We start from the raw sequence: 11,871 nt of genomic DNA on the forward strand, positions 1-11,871 counted from the left end.
CGGCCATTTTTTGACGGATGGACAAAGATCAACACGGCGTCATGGTTGTCGTCTTCGAGATAGGGATTGGCGCCATGCTCGAGGAGCAGTTCCGCGATCTCGCGGTGCCCGTTGGACACCGCCTGGTGCAGCGGAGTTTCGTTTAGCCACGTGCCGGGCACGCGCGCGTTCGGATCGGCCCCGGCGGCGAGCGCGGCTTCCACGCTCCGTAGATTTCCTTTGTCTGCGGCGAGCATGATCTGGCGATTCAATTCCTCCTGCCCCGCAGAAAACGCCCGCGGCGCGAGGATCGCGAGCGACATCGCCCAAACCCAAACGAAAACAACGCTCACAAAGCTGGGGAAAACGCGTTCAGCCACGACCACGAATCTTCACAGTTGTCGGTCGAAGTCCAAGCACAACCGTGCATGCCTACGGCGGGTCTATCGACCCTTCATTGGCGAAGACGCGGTCAATCGCGCCTGACAGACAGCGCCGCGTTACGCCGCCTTCGCGGACGACTTGTGCCCCATGATGCGGAGCGTCTGGTTCAACTGCTCCACTTGCAGCGGCTTCTTCAGCACCGTCACTGGACCGAGCTTGAGAATGTTGTCCAGCATCTGGCTGTCCGGGTAGCCCGTGATGATCACGATCGGCAGATCGGGATCGATCTCCTTGGCGTACTTGTAAATCTCGTCACCCGTGATGTCGGGCAATTGAAGATCCAGGAAGCAAAAGTCGAATTTCTGCTTCTGCAGGGCGGCCAGGGCCTCTTTGCCCGTGCCCACCACCAGACGGCTGAAATTCGCCTTCTTCAGGAAAAGCTTGAACATACTCTGGAGCGCCTCGTCATCGTCCACCACCAGCACCGTCGGCTGGCCCTGCTCCTCCGCCCGCAACACGTCCCGATCCAGTGCATCCTTTTTCACCCGCCAACGACCGCCGATTTGAATGGCCGGAAGCTGGCCGCGCTGCACGAGATAGTAGACCGTCGGCAATGGAATCCGCAGATATTCAGCGGTTTCCTTAACGGTCATCAGATTATGCGTCGCTTGGGACATGGGATATGTTTTTTGTAATTACTACGATTAACTCGAATTCCAAGGTGTTTGTCCACACAAATTCGCACTGTTTTTACATAGGAACTATAAAATACCAGAAAATCGGCTCATCCCGGCGCTGGACAAGTCCCGCCAAGACGGGGATAGTCGCCGCCTTATTTTCTCGGCACCCCGAATGAGCGCCATCTTCCTTAAGCGATTTCTCCAACGTCCTTTCCAAGTCGCTTCGATCATCCCCAGTTCCCGCACCCTGATCCGCCGGGTGACGGGCAAGATGGACTTCAGCCAGCCCCGCGTCATCGCGGAATACGGCCCGGGCGAAGGCTGCCATACCCGGGAGATCGTCCGCCGCATGCACCCCGACTCCAGCCTCATCCTCTTCGAGCTGGACCCCGAGTTTGCCCAGCACCTGGAGGAGCAATTCCGTGGGGATAGCCGGGTCACCGTCCTCAATTCCGACGCCGCCCTCCTCTGCCAGGAGCTCACCAAGCGGGGCCTCAACCACTGCGACTACATCGTCTCCGGCATCCCCTTCAGCATCCTGGAGCCGGAAAAAAAGCGGGAACTGCTCCGCAGCACCTACGATTCGCTCGCCCCGCACGACCATTCGGCCTTCATCATCTACCAGGTGACCAATGAACTCGTCGGCCACTGCGGACACTTCCCGCGCCGCGAGTCCGAATACTGCCTGCAAAATCTGCCCCCGATGTTCGTCACCAAATTCTACAAGACGGCCAACGGGCATGCGCACGGCCTCAACGGCCATTCGCGAAACGGCAACGGCAACCATTAGGGGCGTAGAAAACCGATCACCTGAGCGGCCCCCACCGCCTATGAGCGAGAGTCTGATCACCATCACCGAGGCCGACCTCTCCCGCGGCGACCACGGCACGGCCATCCTCGATCTCCTCAACGGCTACGCGATGGATCCCTTCGGCGATGGCCAACCGCTTTCCGAGGCCACCCGTCGCGACTTGATTCCCGGGCTGCGGCAGCACCCCACCACCCGGATCTTCCTCGCCTATCGTGGCGGCGAGCCGGTCGGTCTCGCCATCTGCTTCCTCGGCTTTTCCACTTTTGCCGCGCGCCCGTTGCTCAATATCCACGACTACTTCGTCGCCCCGTCCAGTCGCGGCACCGGCGTCGGGCGTCTTCTCATGGCCGCCGTCGAACAGCGCGCCCGCGAACTCGGCTGCTGCAAGCTCACGCTCGAAGTCCTGGAAAACAACCACCGGGCGCGAGGTGTCTACGCCGCCGCAGGATTCGCGCAGGCGACCTACATCCCCGAGGCGGGCGGAGCGCTCTTCCTTTCCAAGCTGCTCTAAGAGCAAACAGCCGGTGTGGCCTGCGCGCGCGCACGACATCGCGCTTCCCAAAGCGCACGGCCTTTGTGCAAGCTTCCCCTCCCTCTTCGACCTCGCTCGAAAGTGTCGCCGCCGCCTGGCGACGATCCCAAATCTGCAATCGAAAATCCGCAATCCGAAATTGAACATGTCCTCCACCCGCATTGAAAAAGATTCCATGGGCACGATGGAAGTGCCCTCCGAGGCCCTCTACGGCGCCTCCACCCAGCGCGCCGTCCTGAATTTTCCCGTCTCCGGCCGGGGCTTTGGCCGCGAGTTCATCCGCGCCCTCGGCCTTATCAAAGGCGCCTGCGCCCAGGCCAATCTCGAGCTGGGTCGCCTCTCGAAAGAGCGCGTCCATCTCATCGCCCGTGCCGCGAAGGAAGTCATCGACGGCCAGCTCGACGCCCATTTCCCCGTCGATATCTACCAGACGGGCAGCGGCACCTCGACGAACATGAACGTCAACGAGGTCATCGGCAACCGCTGCTCGCAGCTCGCCGGCGAACCTGTCGGCAGCAAGAAGCCCGTGCATCCGAACGATCACGTGAACATGGGCCAGTCGAGCAACGACATCATCCCCACCACCATCCACGTCGCCGTGGGCGAACTACTTCACAAGTCCCTCCTCCCTGCGCTCGGCCTGCTGCAATCGGCGCTGGAAAAGAAGTCCGTGGAATTCTGGGACGTGATCAAGATCGGCCGCACCCATCTCATGGACGCCACACCCGTGCGCCTCGGCCAGGAATTCGGCGGCTACGCCAAGCAGATCGAATACGCCCGCCTACGCGCCGGCAACGCCCTCGCCGCCATCGAGGAGTTGCCCCTCGGCGGTACCGCCGTCGGCACCGGCCTCAATTGCCATCCCGACTTCCCCGGCATCGTCATGCGCGTCCTCTGGAACCAGACCGGCATCGCCTTCCGCGAAGCGCGCAACCACTTCGAGGCGCAGGCCGCGAAGGACGGCCTCGTGCAGGCCAGCGGTCAGCTCAAGACCATCGCCGTCTCGCTCTTCAAGATCGCCAACGACCTCCGCTGGCTCAGCAGCGGCCCGCGCTGCGGCATCGGTGAAATCCTGTTGCCCGAAACCCAGCCCGGCAGCTCCATCATGCCCGGCAAAGTGAACCCCGTGATCTGCGAGAGCGTCATGCAAGTCTGCGCCCGCGTCATCGGCAACGACGCCACCGTCACCTGGGCCGCGGCCAATGGAAACTTCGAGCTCAACGTGATGATGCCGGTTCTCGCCGACGCCATCCTCGAGTCCATCAAGCTCCTCGCGAACGTCAGCAACGTCTTCCGCGAAAAGTGCATCGTCGGCATCCAGGCCAACGTCGCCCGCTGCAACGAGCTGGTCGAATATTCCATGGCCATGGTCACCAGCCTCGCCCCGATCATCGGCTACGACAAAGCTGCCGAGATCGCCAAGGAGAGCGCCAAGACCGGCAAGACCGTCCGCGAAATCTGCCGCGAAAAACAAATCCTCCCCGAAGACGAGCTGGCCAAGGCCCTCGACCCCGTCGCCATGACCGAGCCCGGCGGCGAAGGCTCGGCCGGCGGGTAGCACCCGCTCCCTCTCCCGATTCATTCGGAGTGAAGTCGCCCCGGTTCAGACCGTTGCGCATGGCTGGCGCCGTTTCTTTGACCGTGGCGTTAGGCAGCGGGCATTGCTATCCGCGGAATTACTTACCTTTTTTCTCGCTCCGTTGCCGCAGACCCGTTTATCCATGCGGCTGGCAGCGCGCTGGTCTCTCGGTCAAAACGTGGAGGCGAGTTCAAAACGACGCGGCCGCCAGGTTCGTTAGCATCGCCATTATTTTTACCCCTATGCGCAACGCCGGCATGTCACCCATGAAGAATCCCACCACACCTTGCACTCTCATGCAGCATGCCTCGCGGGCCTTGTCCTTCGTAGCACTGGCGGCCCTGCTAACCTCCTGCTCAACTCCGCCCTTCAAGGACACATACACCTTGAAGAAAAAGGCAGCGACCACCATTGGCGGCAACGAGGGCTACACCACCATCTGGAACGAAGCCAAACCCTGCGCGATCGGCCGGATCTATTTCGCGCACGCGGGCAACAATGGAATCGTGCTCGATACGTACACGGCAGACTATGCCGTGAGCGGGGCGGCCTGGTCCGATGCGCCCGCCCCCGTCAGCGGCAATTTCACTTACAACGTGACGAACAAACCGGACGTGAAAGCCCAGGTTTCCTATCTGGGCGTGGAAGCAAATTTCAGTGCCAAGCCGGTGAAATCCGTCACCTTTTCTATGGACGGCGCCGACGCAACCAACCTGCGCGAATTTCCCAAGCTGGAGCAACTCGTCGACGCCAATATCGAGGAGGGCCGGCGAGTCGAGATCTTGAATGATACCCTGACGCGAGCCACGAACAAAACCCCGCCGATTTATTGGATCGTCACCGGAATCCTCACCGGCAAGAACCTGAAAATCAGTTTCGAAAAAGATGGCAACTGGTCGGGCAAATTGGGCGTGGCCGACGGCAGCGCCCTCAAGGCCATGCTCTCCGCGCAAACCATGGCCACCGGCAGTCTCGAAATCGGCGACTCCTCGACCAATAAGCAAACCTTCGAGAACAAAGACGTGCAACCCGTCGCCGTCACCATGTTTCCGCTCTCCGCCACCAAGAGCCCCGACGGCTCCATCCACGTCTACTTCGACAAGGTGCAAAAGCCGCTGGTCGCGATCAACACGCAGAAGCTGTAGGCCGCGCCGGCGTCTGTCCGCGCTTCAAAACGGCTCGGTGCTGACTTCCACTTTGCCAATGGCGAAGGGCTGGGATTGCTCGGGGACGAAGGCGAGGTCGTAGCCCCACATCTTGGCGAAGCAGGCGTCTTTGATGTGCCAGGTATAGGTTTGCCAGCCTTCGTCGTTTTTTAGCGCGAACCATGTGCCGACGTTGCGGTAGGGGGCGGCGCCCTGGCTGTCGGCGACTTCGTAGTGGAGGTTCATGCCGACGTTGCCGGGAGCGACACGGCGGACGGTGAGGCGCACGTAATACTCGCGCGTGAGGATGGAGGCGAAGGAGGGGTGGACGTGGAAGCGCGTGGATTGATTGGCGCCGACTAACATGCCACGGGTGCCGTCGGGGAAGGTGACGTGCTGATTGGCTTGCGAGGTGGTTTGGTACAGCCCGGCATTCGGCGTCGGCGCGGCGGGCTCCACGCTCACAGTTCGGACGCGGGAGAAATCGCCGCCCCACGGGAAGGGCAGTTCGCGATTTCCGGCGGCTTCGCCCGTGAGGTAGGCGGGCAGGTTGGCGATGAATACGGGTTCGTCGCCGAGGGTAAGCACGTCCCCGCCTTCCAGCGGTTTGGCGGCGAAATCGGCGAGGGCCCGGACCTGGACATTCGCCCGGAAAGTGAGCTGCTGGTCTTCTTCCCCCGCCGCTTTCCACGCGACGAGCACGGGCGTCGACGGGCCTTGAAAGACGAAGCCGAAGCAATGGCCACCGTCGCCGAGGGCGAGCCAGCCGAGATACTTCGGCGACGGGCCGAGCGTGGCAGTCATGGTCTTGAAGGCCTGATAACTCGCGCGCGGCGTGCCGGCGCGCTTCAGCAGGCCGAAGCCGGGCTCCTCGCCCGCCGGGTCTTGCGCCTCGAACCATTGGACGTGCCGGATGCCTTGCGCGAGGGCCATGACGTAAAGCTTCACCAGCGACGACGCTGCTTCGTGTTCGGCGACCGGTTGATCTTTGCGCTTCGCGACGTTGCGCCCGATTTCCGTAATCCAGATATCGGCCTTCGCTTTGTCCGGCGCGCTGTCCTGGAGCACGTCGCGCAGGAGGTGCGTCATCCACAGATAGGGAATCTCGCCGTTGGGACGCCCGATTCCGTCGGCGAGTTCATAGGGATGGATGCACAGGTAATCGAATTGTCCCGGCGTGCCCGCAGCTTTCTGCGCGAGGATGGCCTTGTGCAGATACGCCGGATCGAAGCTCGCCGTGGTGAGGCCAACCTGCGCCGAAGGGTCCGCCTTCTTTGCGGCCGCATAAGTTGCCGCCGCGAGACGCCCGTAGTCCGCGCTCGTATGGTGGCCGCCGTTGAAGCCGCCGTTGCCTTCGTTCCAGACTTCCCAATAGTGGATGCGGTCCTTGTAGCGCGCGACGGATTGCCCGATGAAACCGGACCACGCCTCGAGGTCGCTCATCGGGAAGGTGTGCGACTTCTCTCCGCTCCACGGCACGGTGCCCATCATGCAGGCGGTGATGGCGAAATGGTTGTCCGTCGCCGCCTTCACCAAGGCATCGGCCTTCTCCCAATTCCACTCCCCTTTGCGCGGCTCGATCGTCGGCCATTCCGGGAAGGCCCGTACCGTCACCGCACCTGCTTCGTGCAAGCGGGGCATCCATTCCCCGGCGCCCCTCATCCCGCTGGAGGAAGTGGCGACGCCCCACGGCGAAGAAACATCCGCGGAGTGGGCCCATGCGCCCAGGAGGACGACGGCGAGGAGAGCGGGAAGAGGCAATCGTATCATGCGGGGAATGTCTGCGGTCCTGACGGGGAGAAAGCGTCGCGCCAGCCGGGCATCCTTATCCGATCCAGCGGGCGATGCCAAAGGCCGCCGCCGCGGCCAGGCCGCCGATGACGCAGGTCTGCGCCCCGCTGCGCAGGACCGGCACACCGGTGAAGCGCCCCTTGATCGCGCCAAAGATGGCGAGGGCGATGAGCGTCACGATGGCCGAAACTTTTAGCGCGCGATGGGCATCGGGGAGAAACAAGTAGGCGCTCAGCGGAATGATCCCACCGACGATGTAGGCGCCCGCGATCGTCAGGGCGCTTTTCCATGCACGACTCGGCTCGGGTTCTTCCAGGCCGAGTTCGAAGCGCATCATGAAGGCGACCCAATCCTTCGGCCGCTGGCGCAGGGAAGCCACCACCGTCGCGCACTCCTCCGCCGAAAGGCCGTAATTGCGAAACAGGTCGCGCACCTCCTGGGCCTCGGCCTCAGGGATGGCCAGAATCTCCCGCTCTTCCCGGGCTTGTTCATGGCGATAATGTTCGGTATCGCCGCGAGCCGCGAGATAGCCGCCCAATCCCATGGCGATGGAACCCGCCGCGATCTCGGCAAATCCGGCAGTCACGATCAGGTGCGTCTGCGAGATCGCCCCGGTCAGGCCAGCCGCCAGCGCAAAAGGAACCGTCAAGCCATCGGACATTCCAATGACGATGTCGCGCACGATATCGCCGGCCGTGAAGTGCTTCTCGACGTGTGGCGTCATGGGCATAAGGCGGCGATCTTCAAGGATGCGCCGACGAATGTGGAGCGGTAACTTTTTGCCCGTTGCCATCCGCAGCGCCTTCCCGGTGAGAAAGGTCGGATGCCGCGCCATGACCGGCGACTGGCACCGATACGATGCCGGTCGGAGTTGCACGGACCCGGGGCGAAACGGGACCAGAGGCCCCCAACCCCTATTTGCTCTTCTTCTTCGGGTGCACTTCTTCGATGACCGTGGTGGCTGGCAGCAGGATCATGAGACCAAACTGGATCTGGAGCGGCGTGACGTCGTCGCCCATACGCAACTGGCCGGCGAAACGGTAGAGCAGCAGTTTCCCATCGGTATCGCTTTTGTATTTGATGAAGGTGAAGCGTGGATAGACGCCATCCGGCCGCGGCTTTTCCCGGCTGCGCTCATAGGTGAAGGTCTCGATGTCGTTCTCCTGCGTCTTATCGATGAGCTTCCACACCGGGCCGCCTTGGGTCTTGTCGCGGTCCTCGGGTTCGGCCAGGGGCACCTCAGCGATGGCGGCCTGGTTGTCCAATTGGGCGGCCTTGTCGCCCTTGATCACCGTGCCGGTCTTGCCCCAGTCCTTCGACTTGCGCCACGCCTTGCCCTTCGGCTGCGCAAATTCCATGCCCTCGTCCGTCTGGATCCGCCGCACCTCGGCATAACGATCGTAGCGATAGTGCAACTGTTTGCCGGGCACGTTGACTTGCGCGATGAGATGGTTCTTATCGAAGGCTTCCCGACTGTTCTTCAAATCGTCGGGCGCGAGGTTGGGGTCCTGGCCGCGCATTAGGACCGGGACGGACACCAGGCAGAGCAGGGCGGGCAGATGGAATTTCATGTCATTAGGGATACGGAACTTTCGCGGGCGATCTTGCAAGAATTCGCGGCGCGCGATGTCTTCTACTCGTTCAGCGGAGTCTCCCTCCTTGATAAAATCTGGCGACCAGCACCGAGGTCGCTGGCAGGCTCAATCGCCACTACGTCTTCCTCAACTCACCTGCCTCAGCGAGCTCCGACAGGAGCTATGGGAGCTACCTGGTGATCACGATGAGCGGACGAAACAACGCGAAGACAATCACACCGACTTGCGCCGCCGTCAGCAGGATCAGAATGACAGACGGGGACGTCGGCGGGCCACTGAGCCGGTAGCGCCAAGCCAAATAAAGAGCAGCTAACACGTAAGCTATGCCGAGTAGAACCCAGCATGGCTGAAAGCGGAGCACGAATACGGTGAGCGGCGGGAGGGGCTCTCTGCCCAGCATGTCCTGAAAGATAGCCTCAAACCGGGGGATGATGAAAGCGGCGACAAAAACAGCCGCCAAGGCAGCCCCGATATTGAACGCGTGGGAGAAGACCGCGAACACCGGCCACCGGGATGGTGTGGATGCGCTCACCGGAAAAGCGCCCGCGACTTACTGCAAGCCCGTGCCGGACTTCAGCTCGTCGGGCTTGATTTCCTCGGGCTCGTCGAAGAGGCCAGTGAGCTTGTCGTCCACGCGCATGTCGATGAGGCGCCAGGCGTGCTCGGGCTTGTAGAAATAGAAGCGCCAGCGCAAAGGGAAGACCCGGCCCTGCGAAACGAAAGTGGCGCGCAACAGGCGCTGGCCGATGGCCCGCGACTCAACGAAATCGTAGCCGCTGATAGCGCCGAAGACTTCGATGGCTTCGCGCGTCTTGGCCTTGAGCTGGCGCAATTCCTCGGGCTTCTCGGCGATCTTCGAGTCCTTGGTGAGGGTGGCGTAGCCATCGTCGATTTTGCCCTCGCGCAACGCGGCGAAGAACGTGGCGACGATCTGCGAAGGGCCGTCGGCCATGGGATTGGGCTCGGCGGGGCGCGACACGACGACACCGCGGGTGACGCCGTTGTCGGAGGCGCCTTCGGGGATCTTGGCCACGGGCTGGAACGTGAGCACCTTCGGCGGGGTGACTTTCTCCGCTTTTTCGGGCTTGGGGGTGGCGGCTTTGTCCTGCGCGTGGAGGATGGCGGCGGTCCCGACGAGGATGAAGGCGAGGATGGAGCGGCGGTTCATGCGAGGAGCTGGGAGAGGCGCTGCCGGGCGTGGGCCACGATCGGCAGACCGTGGGCGAATGTCAGTAGTTCAAAGGGAATCCGCAACAGTTTTCCCAGCGCCTGCCGCATTTCGCGCGGATCGGCGCAATACTTGTCGGGCAGGAGGGCGAACCCGTAGGGCGGTTGATGAATGAGGGCGTCCCCAAAGTGCACGACGTCGCCGCGCTGGAGGGCGATTTCACCAGCAGCGGCGCCGGGGATGGCGATGACCGTGAATTCATCGAGCAACGTCTCGCCCTCCGAGATGGTGTGATCGACGGCGAAGGAGAACTCCGCGACGGCGTCGGGGTGCGCGTAGATCGGGATCCCAAGGCGTTTCCGGTAATCTTCCGCAGCACGGGCGTGATTTCCGCTGGTAAGGATGATCGCGCGAGGTTCCGCGATCTCGAGCAACTCAGCCTCGGCGGCCTTCTGCAAGGGAATCGGGTCGATGAAGACGAGGCCCTTCGCCGTGCGGCACGCACAGCAGGAGAGCTCGGTTTTCACGGCGGGTTCATACGCCTGCCAGAAAAACAGGTCGGGCCGGATCTCGTGAATCTCGTCAGCACGCGCCATGGCTGGGAAAAAGGGAAGGCGGACGAACTACCTGGAGTTCGTCCGCCCTCGGAGGGGAAGTGTCGCGGATCCTTAGCTCGCGCCGGCGGGCTCTTCCTTGACCTGCACTTTCGCGAGGAAGGTGAGCTTGCCTTTGTCGGCGCTGACTTCGGCGGTGTCGCCCGGCTTGAGGTTGCACCGCAGGATTTCCTCGGCCATCGGATCTTCGAGATAACGCTCGACCGCGCGGCGCATCGGACGCGCGCCGTAAGCGGGGTCGTAGCCTTTCTCGATGAGCAATTCCTTCGCCTTCTCGTCGAGGACGATGGTGATCTCCTTGTTTTTGATCCGCGCGGCGACCTTCTTGATCTCCAGGTCGACGATCGTGAGGAGCTCGGGCTTGCCCAGCGTGTGGAAGACGATGAGGTCGTCGAGGCGGTTGACGAACTCGGGCTTGAGCACGCGCTTGGCCTCCTCGAGGATCTTGTCCTTCATCACATCGTAGGCCTGCTCGTCCTTGGTGGACGCGCCGAAGCCCATGGTGGTTGACTTCTTGATCAGCTCGGCGCCGATGTTCGAAGTCATGATGATGATCGTGTTGCGGAAGTCGATCTTGCGGCCGAGCGAGTCGGTCACCTTGCCTTCCTCCAGGATCTGGAGCAGCAGGTGCATCACGTCGGGGTGCGCCTTCTCGATTTCGTCGAAGAGCACGACCGAATACGGCCGGCGGCGCACGGCCTCGGAGAGCTGGCCGCCCTCTTCATAACCGACATAGCCGGGAGGCGAGCCGATCAAACGGGAAGCGGTGAACTTCTCCATGTACTCCGACATGTCGATCTGGATGAGCGCGTCGCGGTCGCCGAACATGAATTCGGCGAGGGTCTGCGCGAGGAAGGTTTTGCCCACGCCGGTCGGGCCGAGGAAGATGAACGAGCCGATCGGGCGGCGCGGATCCTTGAGGTCCGCGCGCGAACGGCGCAGGGCCTTGCTGATCGCAATGACCGCTTCGTCCTGGCCGATGACCTTGCCCCGGAGCTCGCCTTCCATGGAAAGCAGCTTCTGGGTTTCGGCCTGTTCCATCCGATTGAGCGGCACGCCCGTCCACTTCGAAACGACATGCATGATATCGTCCTCGGTGACGAACACTTCCTTCTCTTCGCGCTGTTCGCGCCATTCGGTGAGGATGCGATCGAGCTTCTCCTTGGCCTTCTTCTCGTCGTCGCGCAGGGCGGCGGCTTTCTCGAAGTCCTGGGCCTTGATCGCGCCTTCTTTGCGGCCGCGGATATCCTCGATCTCTTTCTCGATTTCCTTCACGTCCGGCGGGCGCGTCATCGCGCCGATGCGGGCGCGGGCGCCGGCTTCGTCCATGACGTCGATCGCCTTGTCGGGCAGGAACCGTCCGGTGAGATAGCGGTCGCTCAGCTTGGCCGCCTGCTCCAGCGCTTCGTCGGTAAACTTCGCCTTGTGGTGCGCCTCGTACTTCGAGCGCAGCCCCTTGAGGATGAGGATGGTCTCCTCCACGCTCGGGGCTTCGACTTTCACCTGCTGGAAGCGGCGCTCGAGCGCGGCGTCCTTCTCGATGTATTTGCGATATTCATTCAGCGTGGTCGCGCCGACGCACTGCATCTCGCC

The 11,871-nt window shown here is 62.3% G+C and carries 13 protein-coding genes; 4 read left to right on the forward strand and 9 right to left on the reverse strand.

What is annotated here, in order from left to right:
- The coding region (locus ABJF10_RS23565; RefSeq protein WP_348547068.1) for an ankyrin repeat domain-containing protein at positions 1–359 on the reverse strand (359 nt) is incomplete at its 3' end.
- 120 nt (positions 360–479) lie between these two features.
- A complete protein-coding gene (locus tag ABJF10_RS23570; RefSeq protein WP_348547069.1) occupies positions 480–1,040 on the reverse strand; it encodes a response regulator in 561 nt (186 codons plus the stop codon).
- A gap of 175 nt (positions 1,041–1,215) precedes the next feature.
- Here ABJF10_RS23570 and ABJF10_RS23575 point away from each other — a divergent pair, with 175 nt between their 5' ends.
- The 4 genes from ABJF10_RS23575 (at position 1,216) to ABJF10_RS23590 (ending at position 5,110) form a co-directional block, all read left to right on the forward strand.
- The gene (locus ABJF10_RS23575) at positions 1,216–1,833 is read left to right on the forward strand and encodes an rRNA adenine N-6-methyltransferase family protein (RefSeq protein ID WP_348547070.1); all 618 of its coding nucleotides are present in this window, start codon (positions 1,216–1,218) and stop codon (positions 1,831–1,833) included.
- A 40-nt stretch (positions 1,834–1,873) separates the two neighbouring features.
- Positions 1,874–2,365, forward strand: a complete 492-nt coding sequence (locus tag ABJF10_RS23580) for a GNAT family N-acetyltransferase (protein ID WP_348547071.1) — start codon at positions 1,874–1,876, stop codon at positions 2,363–2,365.
- A 166-nt stretch (positions 2,366–2,531) separates the two neighbouring features.
- The gene (locus ABJF10_RS23585; RefSeq protein WP_348547072.1) at positions 2,532–3,944 is read left to right on the forward strand and encodes a class II fumarate hydratase; all 1,413 of its coding nucleotides are present in this window, start codon (positions 2,532–2,534) and stop codon (positions 3,942–3,944) included.
- A 287-nt stretch (positions 3,945–4,231) separates the two neighbouring features.
- Positions 4,232–5,110: a hypothetical protein gene (locus ABJF10_RS23590; protein ID WP_348547073.1), complete on the forward strand. Its 879-nt coding sequence runs from the start codon at positions 4,232–4,234 to the stop codon at positions 5,108–5,110.
- 24 nt (positions 5,111–5,134) lie between these two features.
- Here ABJF10_RS23590 and ABJF10_RS23595 read toward each other — a convergent pair whose 3' ends face one another.
- The 7 genes from ABJF10_RS23595 to ABJF10_RS23625 form a co-directional block, all read right to left on the reverse strand.
- Positions 5,135–6,880: an endo-1,4-beta-xylanase gene (locus ABJF10_RS23595; protein ID WP_348547074.1), complete on the reverse strand. Its 1,746-nt coding sequence runs from the start codon at positions 6,878–6,880 to the stop codon at positions 5,135–5,137.
- 55 nt (positions 6,881–6,935) lie between these two features.
- On the reverse strand, positions 6,936–7,631 hold the full coding sequence (locus tag ABJF10_RS23600; protein ID WP_348547075.1) for a VIT1/CCC1 transporter family protein: 696 nt from the start codon (positions 7,629–7,631) through the stop codon (positions 6,936–6,938).
- Positions 7,632–7,815: 184 nt separating this feature from the next.
- On the reverse strand, positions 7,816–8,472 hold the full coding sequence (locus tag ABJF10_RS23605; protein ID WP_348547076.1) for a hypothetical protein: 657 nt from the start codon (positions 8,470–8,472) through the stop codon (positions 7,816–7,818).
- 193 nt (positions 8,473–8,665) lie between these two features.
- A complete protein-coding gene (locus ABJF10_RS23610) occupies positions 8,666–8,998 on the reverse strand; it encodes a hypothetical protein (protein WP_348547077.1) in 333 nt (110 codons plus the stop codon).
- A 48-nt stretch (positions 8,999–9,046) separates the two neighbouring features.
- Positions 9,047–9,664: a hypothetical protein gene (locus ABJF10_RS23615; protein ID WP_348547078.1), complete on the reverse strand. Its 618-nt coding sequence runs from the start codon at positions 9,662–9,664 to the stop codon at positions 9,047–9,049.
- Positions 9,661–10,260 carry a hypothetical protein gene (locus tag ABJF10_RS23620; RefSeq protein ID WP_348547079.1) on the reverse strand — a complete coding sequence of 200 codons (600 nt, stop codon included), beginning with the start codon at positions 10,258–10,260 and terminating at the stop codon, positions 9,661–9,663. The genes ABJF10_RS23615 and ABJF10_RS23620 overlap by 4 nt, the downstream gene beginning before the upstream one ends.
- A gap of 72 nt (positions 10,261–10,332) precedes the next feature.
- Positions 10,333–11,871, reverse strand: a 1,539-nt coding sequence (locus ABJF10_RS23625; protein ID WP_348547080.1) for an ATP-dependent Clp protease ATP-binding subunit, incomplete at its 5' end; no start/stop codon positions are given.

This window comes from Chthoniobacter sp. (assembly GCF_040003245.1).
Classification (GTDB): Bacteria; Verrucomicrobiota; Verrucomicrobiia; order Chthoniobacterales; family Chthoniobacteraceae; genus Chthoniobacter.

Coding starts and splice junctions, on each gene's coding strand:
- ABJF10_RS23620 (WP_348547079.1), bottom strand. CDS start 10,260: ATGGCGCGTGCTGACGAGATTCACGAGATCCGGCCCGACCTGTTTTTC.
- ABJF10_RS23600 (WP_348547075.1), bottom strand. CDS start 7,631: ATGCCCATGACGCCACACGTCGAGAAGCACTTCACGGCCGGCGATATC.
- ABJF10_RS23615 (WP_348547078.1), bottom strand. CDS start 9,664: ATGAACCGCCGCTCCATCCTCGCCTTCATCCTCGTCGGGACCGCCGCC.
- ABJF10_RS23580 (WP_348547071.1), top strand. CDS start 1,874: ATGAGCGAGAGTCTGATCACCATCACCGAGGCCGACCTCTCCCGCGGC.
- ABJF10_RS23575 (WP_348547070.1), top strand. CDS start 1,216: ATGAGCGCCATCTTCCTTAAGCGATTTCTCCAACGTCCTTTCCAAGTC.
- ABJF10_RS23585 (WP_348547072.1), top strand. CDS start 2,532: ATGTCCTCCACCCGCATTGAAAAAGATTCCATGGGCACGATGGAAGTG.
- ABJF10_RS23595 (WP_348547074.1), bottom strand. CDS start 6,880: ATGATACGATTGCCTCTTCCCGCTCTCCTCGCCGTCGTCCTCCTGGGC.
- ABJF10_RS23590 (WP_348547073.1), top strand. CDS start 4,232: ATGAAGAATCCCACCACACCTTGCACTCTCATGCAGCATGCCTCGCGG.
- ABJF10_RS23570 (WP_348547069.1), bottom strand. CDS start 1,040: ATGTCCCAAGCGACGCATAATCTGATGACCGTTAAGGAAACCGCTGAA.
- ABJF10_RS23605 (WP_348547076.1), bottom strand. CDS start 8,472: ATGAAATTCCATCTGCCCGCCCTGCTCTGCCTGGTGTCCGTCCCGGTC.